Annotated in this window: 18 protein-coding genes; 13 read left to right on the plus strand and 5 right to left on the minus strand. The window is 34.9% G+C overall.

Annotation, left to right across the window (positions count from 1 at the left end; all coding sequences use genetic code 11):
- Nucleotides 1-960 (plus strand): IS66 family transposase (tnpC, locus tag BUC11_RS08960; RefSeq protein ID WP_139259445.1); only part of this gene is annotated, 960 nt, incomplete at its 5' end.
- 22 nt (nt 961-982) lie between these two features.
- Here tnpC and BUC11_RS08965 read toward each other — a convergent pair.
- Nucleotides 983-1,330 (minus strand): reverse transcriptase family protein, encoded by a 348-nt coding sequence (locus tag BUC11_RS08965; RefSeq protein WP_245793832.1) that lies wholly within the window; start codon nt 1,328-1,330, stop codon nt 983-985.
- An 816-nt stretch (nt 1,331-2,146) separates the two neighbouring features.
- Here BUC11_RS08965 and BUC11_RS08975 point away from each other — a divergent pair.
- From BUC11_RS08975 to BUC11_RS08990, 4 genes are all read left to right on the plus strand, one after another.
- A complete protein-coding gene (locus BUC11_RS08975; RefSeq protein ID WP_073353456.1) occupies nt 2,147-3,013 on the plus strand; it encodes a hypothetical protein in 867 nt (288 codons plus the stop codon).
- A 249-nt stretch (nt 3,014-3,262) separates the two neighbouring features.
- Nucleotides 3,263-3,841: an RDD family protein gene (locus BUC11_RS08980; protein WP_073353458.1), complete on the plus strand. Its 579-nt coding sequence runs from the start codon at nt 3,263-3,265 to the stop codon at nt 3,839-3,841.
- Nucleotides 3,842-4,261: 420 nt separating this feature from the next.
- The gene (locus BUC11_RS08985; RefSeq protein WP_073353460.1) at nt 4,262-4,891 is read left to right on the plus strand and encodes an FEKKY domain-containing protein; all 630 of its coding nucleotides are present in this window, start codon (nt 4,262-4,264) and stop codon (nt 4,889-4,891) included.
- Nucleotides 4,892-5,086: 195 nt separating this feature from the next.
- Entirely contained in the window at nt 5,087-5,695 is a 609-nt protein-coding gene (locus tag BUC11_RS08990) for an SOUL family heme-binding protein (protein WP_073353461.1), read from the plus strand.
- Nucleotides 5,696-5,850: 155 nt separating this feature from the next.
- Here BUC11_RS08990 and BUC11_RS08995 read toward each other — a convergent pair whose 3' ends face one another.
- Nucleotides 5,851-7,371, minus strand: coding sequence for a DUF2254 family protein (locus BUC11_RS08995; protein WP_073353463.1), 1,521 nt, complete (start codon nt 7,369-7,371; stop codon nt 5,851-5,853).
- 287 nt (nt 7,372-7,658) lie between these two features.
- Between BUC11_RS08995 and BUC11_RS09000 the strand changes: the two genes are divergently transcribed.
- Nucleotides 7,659-8,051: a DUF2721 domain-containing protein gene (locus tag BUC11_RS09000; RefSeq protein WP_073353464.1), complete on the plus strand. Its 393-nt coding sequence runs from the start codon at nt 7,659-7,661 to the stop codon at nt 8,049-8,051.
- Nucleotides 8,052-8,163: 112 nt separating this feature from the next.
- Here BUC11_RS09000 and BUC11_RS09005 read toward each other — a convergent pair whose 3' ends face one another.
- Nucleotides 8,164-10,281, minus strand: coding sequence for a TonB-dependent receptor domain-containing protein (locus tag BUC11_RS09005; protein WP_073353466.1), 2,118 nt, complete (start codon nt 10,279-10,281; stop codon nt 8,164-8,166).
- A gap of 135 nt (nt 10,282-10,416) precedes the next feature.
- Between BUC11_RS09005 and BUC11_RS09010 the strand changes: the two genes are divergently transcribed.
- From BUC11_RS09010 to BUC11_RS09035, 6 genes are all read left to right on the plus strand, one after another.
- On the plus strand, nt 10,417-11,313 hold the full coding sequence (locus BUC11_RS09010; protein ID WP_073353468.1) for a DMT family transporter: 897 nt from the start codon (nt 10,417-10,419) through the stop codon (nt 11,311-11,313).
- 68 nt (nt 11,314-11,381) lie between these two features.
- Nucleotides 11,382-11,735 (plus strand): DoxX family protein, encoded by a 354-nt coding sequence (locus tag BUC11_RS09015; RefSeq protein WP_073353469.1) that lies wholly within the window; start codon nt 11,382-11,384, stop codon nt 11,733-11,735.
- Nucleotides 11,736-11,739: 4 nt separating this feature from the next.
- Nucleotides 11,740-12,348 (plus strand): alpha-ketoglutarate-dependent dioxygenase AlkB family protein, encoded by a 609-nt coding sequence (locus BUC11_RS09020; RefSeq protein WP_073353470.1) that lies wholly within the window; start codon nt 11,740-11,742, stop codon nt 12,346-12,348.
- Nucleotides 12,349-12,393: 45 nt separating this feature from the next.
- Complete coding sequence (locus tag BUC11_RS09025) at nt 12,394-13,221, plus strand: sterol desaturase family protein (RefSeq protein WP_073353471.1); 828 nt, start codon at nt 12,394-12,396, stop codon at nt 13,219-13,221.
- A gap of 117 nt (nt 13,222-13,338) precedes the next feature.
- Nucleotides 13,339-13,617 (plus strand): DUF2805 domain-containing protein, encoded by a 279-nt coding sequence (locus tag BUC11_RS09030; protein ID WP_066081282.1) that lies wholly within the window; start codon nt 13,339-13,341, stop codon nt 13,615-13,617.
- Nucleotides 13,618-13,676: 59 nt separating this feature from the next.
- Entirely contained in the window at nt 13,677-14,018 is a 342-nt protein-coding gene (locus BUC11_RS09035) for a hypothetical protein (protein WP_073353472.1), read from the plus strand.
- Nucleotides 14,019-14,292: 274 nt separating this feature from the next.
- Here the strand turns inward: BUC11_RS09035 and BUC11_RS09040 are convergent, their stop codons facing one another.
- Complete coding sequence (locus BUC11_RS09040; RefSeq protein WP_073353474.1) at nt 14,293-15,159, minus strand: L,D-transpeptidase; 867 nt, start codon at nt 15,157-15,159, stop codon at nt 14,293-14,295.
- Between the two features lie 321 nt (nt 15,160-15,480).
- On the opposite strand from BUC11_RS09040, the gene BUC11_RS09045 reads away from it, so the two are divergent.
- Nucleotides 15,481-16,197 (plus strand): 3-ketoacyl-ACP reductase, encoded by a 717-nt coding sequence (locus tag BUC11_RS09045; RefSeq protein ID WP_073353476.1) that lies wholly within the window; start codon nt 15,481-15,483, stop codon nt 16,195-16,197.
- 217 nt (nt 16,198-16,414) lie between these two features.
- On the opposite strand, the gene mtaB is transcribed toward BUC11_RS09045, so the two are convergent.
- The gene (gene mtaB, locus BUC11_RS09050) at nt 16,415-17,743 is read right to left on the minus strand and encodes a tRNA (N(6)-L-threonylcarbamoyladenosine(37)-C(2))-methylthiotransferase MtaB (RefSeq protein WP_073353477.1); all 1,329 of its coding nucleotides are present in this window, start codon (nt 17,741-17,743) and stop codon (nt 16,415-16,417) included.
- Between the last annotated feature and the right edge of the window lie 25 nt (nt 17,744-17,768).

The raw sequence follows: 17,768 nt of genomic DNA on the forward strand, positions 1-17,768 counted from the left end.
GATCACCTTCCGCTATATCGTCAAAAGCAACGGTTCTCTAGAGAAGATATCGATATTGCTTCTTCTACAATAGAGGGTTGGGCTGCTCAGAGCATGGATGCTTTAAAACCCTTGTATGAGAAGCTGGTAATGGATATCAAAAATGAAGGGTATCTTCAAGTGGATGAAACCACCATCAAGGTTTTAGACGACAAGAAAAAAGACAAAACACATCTGGGTTATTATTGGGTGTATCATGCCCCAATATCCAAGCTTGTGATGTTCAATTACAGCCCTACTCGTGCAAGTAGCGCTGCACTACCTATTTTGCAAAACTTTAAAGGTTACTTGCAAACAGACGGATATGCAGGATACAAAGCTTATGGAAAAAAATCAGATATCACTCCTCTTGGCTGTTGGGCACATGCTCGGCGAGAATTTGAAAGAGCGTTAGATAATGACAAGCAAAAAGCACAACATGTTTTAGTTGAAATACAAAAGCTATATGCGGTGGAGCGCAAAGCAAAAGAACAAAGCCTTAGACCTGAGCAAATCAAAGAGCTGAGGCTTCAACAAAGCTTACCTATTATAAACGAACTAGGTAAATGGATGTTTTTGCAAATCAAACTAACCCTACCAAAAAGTCAGATTGGCAAAGCCCTTGCATACTCTCAAACAAGATGGGATAATTTATCGGCATACCTATTAGATGGTAACTTGCAAATAGATAATAATCTGGTGGAAAATGCAATCAGACCAGTGGCCCTAGGTAGAAAGAATTATCTTTTTGCCGGATCGCACGATGCGGCTCAAAGAGCGGCTATGGCCTATACCTTTTTTTCTAACTGCAAAAAGCATAACGTAAATCCTTTTGAGTGGCTCAAATATACCCTTGAGAATATCCAATCTATAAACCACAAGAATATTACAGACCTGTATCCTCACAATTACAAGCAGCTAGCGGAATCTAAACCATTGTAAAATTACGCTCCTATCATTAATCTTAATGAACTAAACAATATGTAGTTGCTCGGGTGGATACGCTGCTAAACTCGGTTTCAAATAGTGGTGCTATAACCTGCGATACGGCTTGCTGCAACACTCGGTCGGTAGTGGTAGGAACTCCCAAAAGACGGACTTTGCCGTTCCCTTTAGGAATCTCTACTCCCAAAATGGGTTGAGACAAGTAGTTTTCCTTTGCAATATCGTCAAGCAATTGGGGTTTTCGATTAGGAAAACGCTCTTTGAGTTGACTGACTTTTACGCCATCAACGCCCGCACTGCCTCGATTGGCAATAACGTGTTCCAAGGCTTTTTGAAGATTGTAGGGATGTACTACTCGTGCAATCATTTTGTTGTTTTAATCGGTTAACCTGTTCTTGTTTCTCAGGGCTATCCGCCGCGGCGGATTCCGTTGAAAATTAAGAACCTCAATGCGTTCTGTCCTTCCTTGATTGTGAGACCTATGCAGTTTCTATTTGCAACTCGTTGCCCCAAGTACTATGACTTCTGCTGACTTCTTGACCTAACCAACTCGTAGTTGTCAAGACCTCCCCCGGTAAGAGCTCTTTCCTTCCGTCTATTCCCGCTGCATCTACATCTAATAGGTTTTTGTAAACTTCGGACTTTACGTTGCTGTGGACGCTTATCCCCTACTAAATGCCTCTTATGCAATTTCTGTTCGTCGGTACAGACTTTTGCCGTTTCGCTGCCTTCACTGCATACCTCACGGTAAACCAGCTTGCGACGTGCTAATGATTCGGGTTTTCAATCCGCTCATAAGGGACTTACACCCTCTGGAAAAATATCAGACTGTAGGATTTGTTTTCTAATCCAAAATGTGTAATTTCGAATTGAGAACAAACGATTTACAATCTGCTTCCTGCTCATGCAGGGCACACACGCCTGTTTGGCAAGATTGTGAGTTTATTGGTTTAATCATATTTTCGTTTCGCATTGTAATTTATTTTTAAGTTGAAATTTTGTAGTCACGAAGTTCACAACCTCGCAAAGCACCACCGTTATACCACATTATTGAATAACGTTATGGTTAAAAAGAGACAAAAAATCTTTCCGAATTTTCGCAAGTTATTCAATTTTAATTACTTGCACATCATATTAAATAATTTTGTAAATTTGAATTTCAAACTTAAATATCATTAAAACAATGAGAAAAATAATTAAAACACTCGTATTTGTTATTTCTATAACTACATTTTTAACATCTTGCACTAACGATGATAGAGAAATAACAGTTGAAACTCTTGATGCAAATAAAGATGCAAAAAGAATTGCAGATATTGTTAACTCAGGAACTGAAGGTATTCCATATCTAGAAGGTAGTAAACTATTTAAAAAATCAGAAGATAATTTTGAAATACATTTACCAAAAGATGTTTTCTTTTTAGCATCTGAATTAGATTCAAATGGCAATGTAAATCATAGAAGAATTTTGGAGATTTCAGATGCAAGCGTAACTTGTTCGTGTACAAAAGGTTCAGGATGTTCACCAGTTAAAGCGCAAGGTGAATACTATTGCGTAATGAATAGTGGTTGCACTACATGTTCAATGTCAACTGCAAGAGTTGGAACTAAAAAGAATATTAAAATTCTTGGTATTATCGATTATAATATGGGAGTAAGTTTTGTTTCTGAAACTAAAAGTCTTTTAACTTCATCGAAAAGTAAAATTATTTCTAAAAGTATTTCTGAACATTTTTTAAACAAACCAGAAGTCAAACAAGCACTTTTAGAATTTTATTCTGTTATTTATGATAAAAAAATTCCTAGTTTCATAACTGAAAACAAAAATGCTCCATCTGGATATTCATTTTCAAAAGTTAATTTATTTGGTAATGAAATAATGGTTCCAGTACAATCAAATTCTTTTTCAAGAGAATTAGGTATTTCTGACATTGATGATGCAGCTGTTACATGCAGTTGTAGTAGTGGTTCTGGATGTGTAAAAAAATCATTTATGGGTGCAAAATATTGTGATGCTGGTTCTTGTACAAAATGTACATTAAATGATTAAATAAAAGTTTGAATAAATAGTAAAGAGTGGATTTCATATATTATGGATTTCACTCTTTCTTATATAACGTGGTATAATAGCAGTTTGGCAAAATGGCGGGTTTAGTGCTAAAATCAAGTTCAGTTTTTCAAATGAAATTTAGTGCAAAATTGAAGTTAAGTGCTTCTAAATCGGCCACTTCGCCAAGCTGCAAACCGTTATGGGCTATGTTAGCCGAAACCTAAAAGTCAACAAACAAGAAACAAAAAAATGACTACAGATTTTAAAGACGTAATGTTAAAACGAACTGACAATGAACTTATCAAAATTGTCACTGTTGACAGGAACAAATACCAGCCTTCAGCTATTGAAGTTGCTGAAGAAGAAATCAAAAAACGTAATATAGACATAAAAATAATTGAGCAAGTTAAAGTTGACTTAATTGTTAAGAGTGAAGAACAAGAACAATTTGAAGCCAAAAAAGTAAGTTCTTGGGCAAGATTTTTAAATTTCATAATAGACATAATTGTGTGGTTTATAATTGTAGCTATTTTAACCTCTCAATTAAATCCGAAAGATCCTGTCCAAATGTTATTCGGATATCTTATCTTTTTTGCAAGTTATATTGGGTACTATGCGTTTATGGAAACGAAATATCAAAAAACTATTGGAAAGTTTATAACCAAAACAAAAGTTGTGAATAAAAATGGTGCTAAACCAAAAGGTGGAGATATTTTACGAAGAACATTTTGCCGACTAATTCCATTTGACAGGATTTCGTTTTTGTTTACACCAAACGGTTTTCACGACAGACTTTCAGACACTACAATAATCAAAGATGAAAACTAACTAACGAAAAATACAGCCCATAACAGCTAGGGTTTCGTTGCGTTCGCCGCGGCGAACGAACAATGAACCCGCGGTTGAACGGAACCGATTACATGCCGTCAACACTATGGGGTTATCGTAAAATTATTTGGAGGATTTCAAGAGGATTTGGAGTCCTCTTTTTTTTTGCCGTATTGTAAGAGCAATTTTTATAGTGATGTCATTCACATTTATCCATAAAATCCCTTACCCACAAAATTAGCTTTCATAGGAACTAGAACTGTGGCTACCGCCAAGATACCAAGCAGGCGGACCCGATCGCTCCGATACACCTCACTCTTTAACACATTATTTGAAAACATGAATGATAAAATGATAATTCACCTACCTATTCGAGAATAAATAGAAATAGAGTATATTAGCTAAACAAAACCACAAACAATGAAAAAAATAGTAATTACTCTGATTTTAGCTTTGACATTCACAATTTCTAAAGCGAATGAAAAAGAAATAATAGCCGAAATAGTTTTTGAAAATTTAACAGGCCAAGAACTGCACGCGGGCGAATTTTTCATAACTGAAACTAAGGAGCGAATTATAATAAATGACACTAAAAGTTTCAAAATAACTTTGCCTGGTAAAGGCAAATATCAGTTCCGTTTCGCAACAAATGATTTTACAGCCTACACGTATTATCCTTCGGTTATTACCCATAAAAATAATACCATAACCATTCGATTGGTATCAAAAACCGAATCGACTTTTAACACCAACACGTTTTCTTTTTCCATGAATTTAGAATCAGATTTGACAGATCAACAAATAGCACAGCGCATTGCTATGGGAAAAGTAAACTTCATCACACACGGACTAGACAACAAAATACCTAAAGAATTCATCGATTTCAAAGGAAAGTACGGCATTGGTCTTCGCAAGGAGAATTGCACCATGGATCCCATATCGTTTAAAAAAGCAACTGAAAACAATCAAATAATTTCAGATTATTTAACGAGAATATATGGAAATGAATGGCAAAAGGAATTGCCAAACAAACCATTTGGCCTAAAATAAAAAGGTATTATTACTCATTGACCAGTTGCAGTTGGTTTGGACTACTTCATAAAACCTGCACAAAGGAATGCGCTAATACAATCACCTACTTAACAATAGTCATTTATGGAGGGCAGTCCCTTTAATTATTTATAGCTCCTTTTTTTTTACAGATACCCCTTTTTATAGCGTACCTTAGAGCTTATATTCAAAAAAATGAAAACACTTTACATCATTCTCGGAATCCTCTTACTACTCTTTATTGGCATACAGCTTTTTGCCATGAACAGTCAAAAAAATATAGAAACGTATCCATACACGGTCACTAAAAAATTCAATACTTTTGAAATACGTACCTACGAAGCAACTTTGTTTACATCGGTACAACTCACGGGAAACAAATACAAGGAATCATCCAGTAAAGGTTTTTCAATTTTGGCAGGTTATATTTTTGGTGGCAACCAAAAGAACGAAAAAATAGCGATGACCTCGCCAGTTAGCATGTCTCTTGATGATTCCATGACAATGATGTTCATGGTTCCTAAGAAATTTAAAAAAGAAACGCTTCCTCAACCCAATCAAAGTGAGATTAAATTCCGGGAGGAACCTGCAAAAACCGTTGCCGCTATATCCTTCAGCGGTTGGGCTGACGATGAAAAAATTGCCAAGTTCAAGCAAGAATTAATTGCTGACTTGAAAACCGAAAATATAAAGCACACCAACCGCTTTTATTTTTTAGGATACAATGCGCCTTATGAAGTTTTTAATCGAAAAAATGAAATAATAGTGGAGTTAGAAACAAGTACCCCACAAATCACACGATAGTTTCATTAAACACAGCAGCTTCCTGTTTTAATGCTGTTTAAAATACAGTTCGGAATTGCACATTATTGTTGAGTGTAGCGACTTGCATAAAGCGTAATATTTCTAATTTACAAATCATTATAAAGGATAAGTCCATATTTTCAACCAAGCAAGTGTTAACTGACTGGCTTAAAATTTCTAAGGTATTTTATTGCTTCCTTTTCTGCGCTTATAATTACCAAATTACTTGAGTAGTGATTCGTCTCATAATGGTCTAATATTCCTTTTAGCTCCAATACTTTGATTTGCCGCAGCGCTTTTTGTCTAAAATTAGCTAATTCCAGCTCAATTGAAATTAGTTTCTCTTTTGATATTTTAAGATTTCCATTTTTATAATTGGACAAATTATAAATTTCAAGCAAATCCATTTCCTCTACTTGCTGGATTAAAATCTTCAAATTAAACGGATTGTTTACCAATGGCAGTATGATTCTTATGGATCGAATGATTCGCTTTACCACAGTTGGATCTTGTTTTCCCCACTGAAAAATTTGATCATAACAAAAGTCGATAAACTCCTCAAAATTAAATTCGTTGATTTGAATTTTTTTTGATCCTAACGTTCTCGAATCTGCTGAAGGAAATTCTTTTACGGCTAATTCTTTAGCAATTTCGCCAATTTGATCAATACAATTCAAGCAAGTAGTAGGGTCATTCACTGCGGGCGAAATGGCTTTTATTGCAATGTCAACTAGTTTTCTAACGCCAAAATTAATATCCTGCGTATGACTCCTAAATTGGGCCACCTTAAAAGTATCTTTTACTATAATGCTCACTTCCTGTTTCAAAATATTGATTTGACTAGGTTTGATTTCCTCACTAAAAACTAAGGCCAAAAGTGTAGTAGTGTCTTTCATGATAAACTCTCCTACAACGGGTTTCTGATAGGCATTCTCAAAAAGTGACCCAACATCAGACTTCAAGATAAATTCCGATAATTTTTCCAATTTTTTATAATTCACGCTGTCCAAATAGCCCGTTTCAAATGGGCTGAGGATTTGAATTTTAAATTTATCAGGATGTATGATCGCACGCTTATACAGTAAATTTTTTCCAACAGTCCAGTTTTCGGGATACAAATTAGTAACCTCCTCAATCATGTCTATTTTAATTCGATTGGTGATGCTAGAAACATTCATATTGACACTTAAATAGGTAATCATCTTAGGATAAGACCAAGCCAAACCATAAAAAGCAAAAAGAGAACCCACAAAAAGAGTTAACAAAAAAGGTCTTTGATAAAAAAACACGGAGGCCAATTGCGGCAAAACGCACAATGATATGGTTCCCACAAACAACCCAATGAATTTTTGCATTTTAAAATCCGTAATTAAAAAATGCCTCAAAATTCGAGGTGAAAATTGTGAAGATGCTAATTGCATGACGACAAAAATCACTGAAAAAGTAGTGAGCGAAATTCCAATTAGAATCGAAATCAAAACGTTAGAGACAGTGATCAACCGAGAGTAGGTGTCGAATATATTAATTTTAAAATAGATTCCAAAATCTATATTGTACTCTAAAATCATCAAGGCAGAACCAATAACCAACGCATAAACAGCACCTAAAAACGTCCCTAAATCTTTTAATTGATGGATAAATATTTTTTTTATCTTGTATTTAAGTTTTTGTAGCATCGTTGTTTCTTTATCATGGTAAAACTACTAAAAATCAGTTTATAAATGCGAAAGTAAGCACAGATCGCTGTCTTTTTATTACAACCAGCACAACCAATCATATAATAAAAATGACAATCCTTATGGATCTCCAGCTGCTCTTTTAAAATTGTATCCAAAAACACCTCCTAATTGCTATATTGTTATTTACTTTTGTTTGCATTGAAATAAACCAATTTATTTCCTTCAAAAATGATGCAACTACCATCGGAGTTAGTATCCATTCCCTAATTTAAACTTAACTATAAATGACTTTACAAATAGAAACCCCCGCATTACTTTTTGGCGCTACTTCGCTAATTTTGTTAGCCTACACCAATCGGTTTTTGACCATTGCTACCATAGTACGAGGGCTAAAAAAAACCTATACTGAAAAGCAAAATGCTGTAATCTTATTAGAAATAAAAAATCTGAACTTACGATTGACGCTAATTCGCAACATGCAATTGGCGGGTGTTTTAAGTTTATTTCTTTCCGTTTTTGCCATGCTCCTGCTGTTTTTAGAGCAACAAATAGCTGGAATTTATCTTTTTGGACTGAGTTTATTAGGACTATTAATTTCGTTGGGCTTATCATTTTGGGAAATTAGTATTTCGGTCAATGCCTTGCGTTTGCATTTGAGTGATTTGATAAAGAAATAATGTTTTATAATACTTAACTTTTCTTTACATAAAAAATGCCCCAATGAGTGTCTAACCTTTTGGGGCATGTTCAATGATTTTTACAGCTCTTTTTATAGTTAAAGAAAAAAACCTATTGATTCAAAATCCCATCGTCTTCCTTCTTTTCTTTATTCAATAAATTCGGATTCTCTTTAGCCAACTTGTTTTTCGTTGGAATCTTATAATTCAGGCTAAAGCCAAATTTCCTCGTATCTTGTTTACTACTGATTAGCAAAGGTGTTTCAAATGAATTGAATGCATTTCTATTGGTATTCAAAACATCATCCGCATAAATAGAAAGTGTCAATTGGTCTTTCAAAAACTTTTTAGAAAATGTCAAGTCCAAAGAGTTTCTGATAGGTTCAACGGCAATGAAATAAAAGTAATTTCCTTTGGGAATAATATAATTATAATTGGCAACAAATTTTATTTTTTCTGGTAATACTAGCTGCGACATGAAGTTTAGCATCCAAAAGCCGTTAGTATCAACATTTGGAATTTGGTGGTATTGATAGCCTGCATACACATATAAAAAATTCATTGTATCTGGATTCACATTCATTTTCAAAGTTTCGGCCAGCCCTTTGGTAAACAACATATACGGAATAGGCATTCCAACGCTAAAATTATGAATCTTAACCTCGGGAATATTTTCATTAGTATTTACTACCAAATCACTATCAAGCGTGACTCTATTTATCACTTGATTCTTAGCAGAACTGATGTTATAACTGATAAAAGCATAATCAAAAGCACTCAATTTTACCTCATAATTATCGAAAATGGTGGGTTGTAAGTTGGGATTACCAGAATAATCTACGTTTGGATTTTGATAATTGGTGTTGTTTGGGTTCAATGCTGAGGTACTTGGAAGCGTAATTTTTTTGTTGTAATTCATGTTGAAATTAACCGAATTACTAAAATTATACTGCGCACTAGCATTTGGAAAAAATCGAAATTGCTTGAAAGCACTTAAAACAGCCACATCTGTTTTGCCTGTAATATTGTACTCTTCGGCGCGACCGCCCACAATAAAATTCATTTTGTCAAACTTAGTCTGCACTTCTACATACGAGGCGGCGGTCCTTCTTTTGTATTCTAAATTGGTAACGCCTCTGCTAGCTGCATCAAAAAGCAACTCTTCGTACAAAGCCCCCAAACTCAATTTTCCTTCATCAGAGAACTTGATTGGCTGCGAGAAATCAACCTTAGCATTGTATAAATTTTGATGCGAGGAATTGGCTAAAGTGACAAGTGAATTCCCTACTGGACTTAATTCAAAGTCATTTGTATTGTTGTTGTAATTGAATTTAAACTCTAGCTTTTTGGCGGTATTTTCGAATTTTTTCTGGTAGGTAACAACCGCATCTTGGCGCAAGCCTGAACTCATAGAGGCATCATTAGTACTAAAACCGGGTCCGTTTCCAAGTGTATAACTGTTATTATTATTGTGAGTGATATCATAATTCAAGAGCAAACGATCTTTGCCAATATCAAATGTCAAAGCTGATTTGATAAAATTATTTCGCCCTACACGATCCGCATCTGTTTTAGACAACAAAGAATTTATGCCATTTTCCTGTTTTTCTAAAGAAGCCCACACCGCACTTTCTCTATAATTTTGACCCAAATTCAACTGCCATCCAAAATATTTATTCTTAGCACTCAACAAAAGACTGTTGTTCATTCTCCATCGTACATCATCATAACTCGTAAAACTCGTGCTGTTGGTATAAGTGGCGCTCAGGTAATTTTTTGCGTTTTTATTGGTAATAATATTCAAAATCGCACCACCAGAAGTAGCAGGAAATTCGGCTCCAGGTTGAGTAATAATTTCGATTTTTTCAATAGCATTTGCAGGCATTCCCTCTAAAAATGCGTTCAACTCATTCGTCGAAATATTTAGTGGTCTACCGTCCATAAACACGTCCAATTGTTTTCCTTGATACATCATTCCTGCAATATCGGAGGCTATTAAACCCGGAAGTTTTTTTATCCCTTCCAGCACCGATCCCGTGTTTAAACTGGGTTGATCTGAGAAATTAAAAATAGTTCGATCAGCTTTTTGCTCGATCGCTTTTTTTGTTTTTATAATAGTGACCTCATTTAATTCCGTTGTTTTTTCAGGAGCTTTTTCAGGAGTAGTTTGGGCAGAAGTAGCAAACACTCCCGCAAAAGTCATCATGGCGATTAGACCTAATTTTCGCATATTATTTTATTTGATTTTTGCTATAAGACTTTGTAAGATATTATTTGTTACAGTTTTTCGAATAATTTTAGTCCCTAAAAAAATCTGTCGTAAATAAATTCATCTATCTTTGCCCGCTTTTTAAAATTGAAAAAAATGATAAAAAATAGTGTATTAAAAGGAGTTTTACTAGTTGGTCTAGGTGCTACGAGCTACGGAATGCTGGCCACTTTTGTAAAAATAGCCTACGGTGAAGGTTTTACCACGCCCGAAGTTACCATCGCTCAATTTGTTTATGGAATTACGGGAATGCTGTTGATTAATCTTTTTCAAAAAGTTAAAAAAGGAAGTGATGTAGTTAAGGCATCCAAGAAAAATATTTCTCAATTAATGCTGGCAGGAACTTCCTTAGGGCTGACTAGTATTTTTTATTATTTGGCTGTAAAATACATTCCTGTTTCGATTGCCATTGTTTTATTGATGCAAACCGTTTGGATGGGTGTTTTATTCGAAATGATTCTAGAAAAGAAAAGACCGTCAAACCAAAAAATAATAGCTGTCATTATCGTACTTTTTGGCACAGCGCTTGCCACAAATCTCATACAAAGCAAAGTAGATTTAGACTGGCGTGGCATCGTTTTAGGATTTTTAGCAGCGACCTCCTTTACGACAACAATGTTTACGGCTAATCGGGTTGCTACTCATGTTTCCTCAGCACAACGCAGCCTTTATATGCTGCTTGGAGGCGCAGTAATTGTAGCTGGATTTGCCATAGCCACACAAACAGGGGCATTCAATTTTGAGATTTTCCTAAAATGGGGACTTATACTAGCGCTGTTTGGAACTATAATTCCGCCTTTGTTGTTAAATGCCGGTTTCCCGCTAACAGGAATTGGTTTAGGAAGCATCGTTTCGGCCCTAGAACTGCCTGTATCAGTACTAATGGCGTATTTTCTATTGAGCGAAAAAGTAACTCTGATCCAATGGATTGGCATCATTTTGATTATTTTAGCGATTGTGATTATGAATGTTAATTTTAAAAAATTCAAGTAACTTCAATTTGACTGTATTTGCTTTTATTTCATTTAAATTTTTATAAATTCGTACTAAATAACTTTATTATGAATTTACCTTGGCATTTGTACGTGATGGCTTTTATTTACTTTATTGCTGGATTAAACCATTTCAGAAACCCGAGACTGTACCTGAAAATCATTCCTCCGTATTTTCCGAATCCAAAATTATTAAACCAAATTAGCGGTTTAGCCGAAATAATTCTAGCAATTGCATTGTGTATCCCAGCGGTTTCAAATTATGGCGCTTGGGGAATAATTGCCTTATTGGTTGCTATTTTCCCAACGCATCTCTACATGTATTTTGATGAAAAAGCGAGAATGGGCTTGCCTAAATGGGTTTTGCTTTTGCGAATGCCTTTACAATTACTATTAATTTTTTGGGCCTACCAATATACCTAATCCCGTGAAATCACTATTTGAATCTTCATCAGAACCAGTATATCTTGACTTGCCAGATGCTGAGATTATTTATTATCCTCACTTTTTTGACAAAGAACAAGCTGATCTTATTTTTGCCAAATTAGAGACAGAAATACCGTGGCAGCAAGACGATATTAGGGTCTATGGTAAAATTCATCCGCAACCTCGTTTGACCGCTTTATTTGGCAATGAAGGAAAGCCGTATTCTTATTCTAATATAACCATGCAACCGCACCCATGGAATTTACTATTGCAAGAGATAAAGGCAAAAATCGAAACCGTCGCGGCTACTACTTTTACAACGGTATTACTCAATCAATATCGCGATGGAGAAGACAGCAACGGCTGGCACGCCGATAACGAAAAAGAATTAGGCGTAAATCCGGTAATTGCATCGGTGAGCTTTGGTGCAGAACGAGCGTTTCAACTGAAGCATAATTTTGACAAAGAGCTAAAAAAAACTATTATTCTCGAACACGGAAGCTTATTATTGATGAAAGGTACCACCCAGCATTTCTGGAAGCATCAAATTCCGAAAACAGCAAAGACTATTGGCTCCAGAATAAATGGTACTTTTCGGGTAATCAAGTAGATATTGTCTTCAAAATGTAGTAGATTTGAAATAAATATTCTAATCATGAATGATATAATTGCCTATTTTTCTACTATTCCTTCATCACATAGAAGTTTAATTCTTGTGGGTGGCATCACTTTTTTCTGGCTGATAGAAAATGCATATCCCCTTTTTAACTTCAACTACAAAAAATGGCATCATGCGGGTATCAATATTTTTATGACATTTACCACTATTGTAGTCAATTTTTGCTTGGCTTTCATCTTGTTGAAAACAGCTGATTGGACTATTGCAAACCATTTTGGCATTTTGCAATGGCTACCTAAAATGTCGGTATGGCTTTATGCGCTTGCGGGTCTGCTGCTGCTGGATCTAATTGGAGCCTACTTGGTGCATTTAGTAGAACATAAAACTAAAATCCTATGGCGATTCCATTTAATTCATCATACGGATACATGGATAGACACCACCACAGCAAACAGGCATCATCCTGGTGAAAGTATGATACGGTTTACCTTTACTGCGCTAGGTGTTTTAATCATTGGAACCCCCATGTGGCTGGTTTTCCTGTACCAAACCCTATCTGTTGTAGCAACGCAGTTCAACCATGCTAACATCTCGCTACCAAAAAAAGTAGATACAATCTTGAGTTATTTTATTGTTTCTCCAGACATGCACAAAGTACACCACCATCATGTTCTTCCTTACACGGATAGTAATTATGGAAATATCTTCTCCATTTGGGATAGACTTTTTGGTACTTTTATGATGCTCCCTAAAGAGGAAATCGTTTACGGCATCGATACGCATCCCCATCCTGAAGAGCACAATGAACTAAAAAATTTATTAAAAATACCCTTTCAAAAACAACCTTTAAAAAAAAATCAGTAAAAAATATAAAAAAAGCAATCTTTTGATAAAAGCTAAATATTTTTTTCTTAATATTGGTATTAAATTAGAATTGTAATTTATTAATCATTAACACTTATTTGAATTAATTTTCACGTGATGAAAAAGAGTAACCGAAAAGAATTGAACTGGGAGCAAACAGAAAAACTTGTTACAATGGCTTTAGAAGAAAAAAACCCTTTTGAAATCATCAAAAAAGAATTTGGTCTGGCCGAGAAAGAAATTCTTGAGATCATGAAAAAGAAGATGCCGGCTGAAAAATTCGAAATGTGGAAAAAGAAAGCGACTGCAAACAAACCAAAACCAAAACCCGTTAAAATTGACGATTTTGATGAAGATCTGGATGGTAAATATTATATAAAAAACAAACTTGATTAAAGACAAAACTCCTGAAATTCAGGAGTTTTTTTGTTTATTTTCTTTAAAATCTAATTAATGTGGTATCAGTACTAGTAAAAAACGATAATTTTATTTTCGAAATTATAGGACTTCATAAAATTTGGGCAATGGAAAGCAAAATTATTGTACCAAAAACAAGCATCATCAGAGCCCACCAAGAATCAGAAGATTTTACCTTTTGGAAAGGCTTTAGAATGCCAGGAACTGAAATCCCAGGATTAATTGCTGCCGGAACATTTTATAAAAAAGGCAGAAATTTTTGGGACGTCATGAACAAAAAAAATGCGGTGGTGGTCGAATTAAAAGACCATTATTTTAAAAAATTAATAATAGAAGTTCAAAACCCAGAGGAAATACTGCATCTATTAAACACGAAATAATCCACTTCATCACTGCAATTCGAAGACCAAAAACACTAAAGATCTAATTCGGTCTGCTCCAAATTTAACGCCTAAAAATTATAGTACAATTCTAGAAATCTCCAAACCTTACTTCGTAGTAAAGGTGCTTGCAACGGTACAAAATAATTTTAAAACTAAAGCTGAATACTACAAAGCGCTTCTTTCGCATTTAATTACAACAAAACAATATAAACGTAGCTAAAGAAAACTGGCCAAAGTAATACAACTTGTTCCAACAAAAATAGCAACGTATTTATTTTTGAGAACGCTGAAAATCCTGTCTAATTTTTTGTTCTTTCAGAATAGTATTTAAAAAAGGCTTTGCTACCGTTTCAACTTCACTTTCAGAAATATCCAATACTTTAGGATCCGTAACTAATTGCAACCATGGTTTAGAAGCGGCAAAATCATAGGCGCCAAAAACGATTACCGGAGTTCCTTTTACCTTTACAGTTTCTGGATCGGCTAATTCCCATTGCTCTGCCCAATCATACAATTTGCGCGCATCCTTTTCTTGCAGTCTTAGACAAGAATGAGAAGCGGGATATCCTGGTAAAGCATATTGATGCCATCCCACACCCAATTTATTTTCTATGTTGAAATTCCAATGTAGTTCCCACTCATCATCAAAAGTACTGGTGGTTTGCTCTGCTTTCCAGTTTGTAAAAAAAAGACCCTTAGGAGTTTTATCTTTTTCACGTCCCATATTAGTAGGACCAGTGTAAACTAACTGCCCTTTTTCATAGGCCGCAAAAGTTTGTGTAGGATACGAAAAAAAAACAATCTTATTAACTTCTTTCAAGGAAGAAACCTCTAATGGAAATGGGAAGTAAAATTCTATATCTCCGCTACTATCATCTGGAATAACAACAGAATCCATTTCTTTAAAATTAGCTTCATCTGTTCTATTAAGGGCGTATGCAATATTTAATTGCGCAGCATCATTACTGTTTTTTGACAAAAATTCTTTAGCACTTTCGATATGATAGGCCATTTTTTTTGGCTCGTGTCTCTCTTTGACAGTAACAGTTTCAGTTGTTGTATCCTGTTTATCTTGTTGTTTACAAGAAAAAAACAAGATTGCAATACTAATATTTAAAATAAGGGCTATTTTTTTCATAAGAGGATTTTATTATTTTTTGGAATAATTATTTGCAAAAATGATCTTTTTTACAAAGTTGATTGTTACATAATTATGATATTTTCTTGTCTTATTTAAATATTGGCAAAACTTAAAGCCGACACCGCTTTACACCAAATGGCTCCATTTAATGGTTGAAGAAGTTATTTGCTACCAAGTAAGCACAACATATAACAAGATCTTAAGCTTCTTTTTTAGAACTACAAAAACGTTAATACTATGCCATTTTACCTTTTAGTACCGCTTAAAAAAAGCTAAACACTTAACTTTGCTAATCACGTCACACAAAAAGAAAATAAGATGAACGACTTAAAAAATAAAAATGCACTGATAACCGGTGCCGGAAAAGGAATTGGTAAAGCAGTTGCTATCGCTTTAGCTAAAGAAGGGGTTAATGTAATCCTAGTTGCCCGAACACAATCGGATTTAGATCAAGTAGCGCTAGAAGTGAATGCTTTAGGAGTTAAATCATTAACCCTTATTGCTGATGTTGCCAACATTGATTCAGTAAACGCCGCAGTAGATAAAGCCTTATCTGAATTTAAAACAATTGACATTCTAATCAATAATGCGGGAATTGCTGCTTTTGGTAAATTCCTCGAACTAGAACCTGAAGCTTGGGAACGTATTATCCAAGTCAACTTGATGGGAACGTATTATGCGACACGTGCCGTTTTACCAAATATGATTGAAAGACAAACTGGAGATATCATCAATATTTCCTCGACGGCAGGATTAAGTGGAAATGCGTTAACCAGTGCGTATAGCGCTTCAAAATTTGCGGTTTTAGGATTGACAGAATCATTGATGCAAGAAGTTCGTAAATACAATATCCGAGTTACAGCTTTAACACCAAGCACTGTTGCCACTGATATGGCCAAAGAATTGAAACTAACCGATGGAAATCCTGATAAAGTCATGCAAGCCGAAGATATGGCCGAATTAATCATCGCTCAGCTTAAATTAAACCGTCGCGTTTTTATCAAAAACAGCAGTATTTGGTCTACCAATCCATAATTCGTTTTTATTTTTACATACAGGAGCGGATGCATAAAACACAAAACCATTAAGAAATTAAGTTTCATTAAGTTTTTCGCTTAATTTCTTAATGTCTTAATGGTTTAAAAATTTAAATGACTTGTTTTAGTACACCTTACTATTTTTAAAAGCTCCTGCACTTCATGTTAGTCCCAAAAACTTAAATGACTTATATGTTTAAAAAATGATTTAAGCTTTACACCAAAACCGAAACAAAATCCATCCGAACACTTCCATCTTCATCGATTTTAGTCAAATTGATTTCATGCAACGTATTTACTAATTCGGGATTCCAAGGTGTTTTTACTTTTACGTAATTCTCTGTAAACCCGTGAATATATCCTTCTTTATTTTCACTTTCGAATAAAACAGTTCTATTGCTACCTAACTGACTTTCATAAAAAGCACGGCGTTTTTTTACCGACAATCCACGCATCATTTTACTTCTTTTCACTCGTACATTTTCAGGAACTACGCCATTCATTTCGGCCGCTTCTGTATTATCACGTTCCGAATATTTGAAAACGTGCAAATAAGAAATATCCATTTCATTTAAAAAATTATACGTCTCCAAGAAATGCTCGTCCGTTTCTCCGGGAAAACCAACAATTACGTCCACGCCAATACAAGCATGAGGCATGACTTCTCTAATTTTATTTACTCGTTCTGTATATATTTCACGTTGGTAACGTCGTTTCATTAATTTCAAAATGTCATTGCTACCGGATTGCAACGGAATGTGAAAATGAGGAACAAAAGTCCTGCTTTTTGACACAAATTCAATCGTTTCGTTTTTCAATAAATTAGGCTCAATAGATGATATTCGCAATCTTTCGATTCCTTCAACCGCATCCAAGGCTTGAACTAATTCCAGAAAAGTATGTTCATGTTTTTTATTTCCAAATTCTCCTTTTCCGTAATCGCCAATGTTTACACCGGTCAAAACAATTTCCTTAATGTCTTGCGCTGAAATAGCTGCCGCATTTTGCAATACGTTTTCTAAAGCATCACTTCTGGAAATTCCTCGTGCTAGTGGAATCGTACAATACGTACATTTATAATCACAACCATCTTGGACTTTCAAAAAAGCGCGCGTTCTATCCCCTATCGAGTAACTTCCCACATAAAAATCAGCTTCACCAATCTCACAAGAATGCACTTCACCAAAATCATTTTTGGACAAATCATTAATATAATCTGCCAGTTTAAATTTTTCGGTGGCTCCAAGAACTAAATCAACCCCATCAACTGCCGCCAACTCCTCTGGTTTCAATTGCGCATAACAGCCCACCGCCGCAACAAATGCTTTATCATTCAATTTCATTGCTTTTTTTACAATCTGCTTGAATTGCTTATCCGCATTTTCAGTCACAGAACACGTGTTTATCACGTACATATCAGCCACTTCTTCAAAATCCACACGATCAAAGCCTTCGTCTTCAATAGAACGAGCAATCGTCGATGTTTCGGAAAAATTTAGTTTGCAACCAAGCGTATAAAAAGCAACTTTTTTTCTTTCTGTCATATTCTTTTTGTTTGTGCGAGTCCCT

This window comes from Flavobacterium xanthum (assembly GCF_900142695.1).
In the GTDB taxonomy this organism is placed as follows: domain Bacteria; phylum Bacteroidota; class Bacteroidia; order Flavobacteriales; family Flavobacteriaceae; genus Flavobacterium; species Flavobacterium xanthum.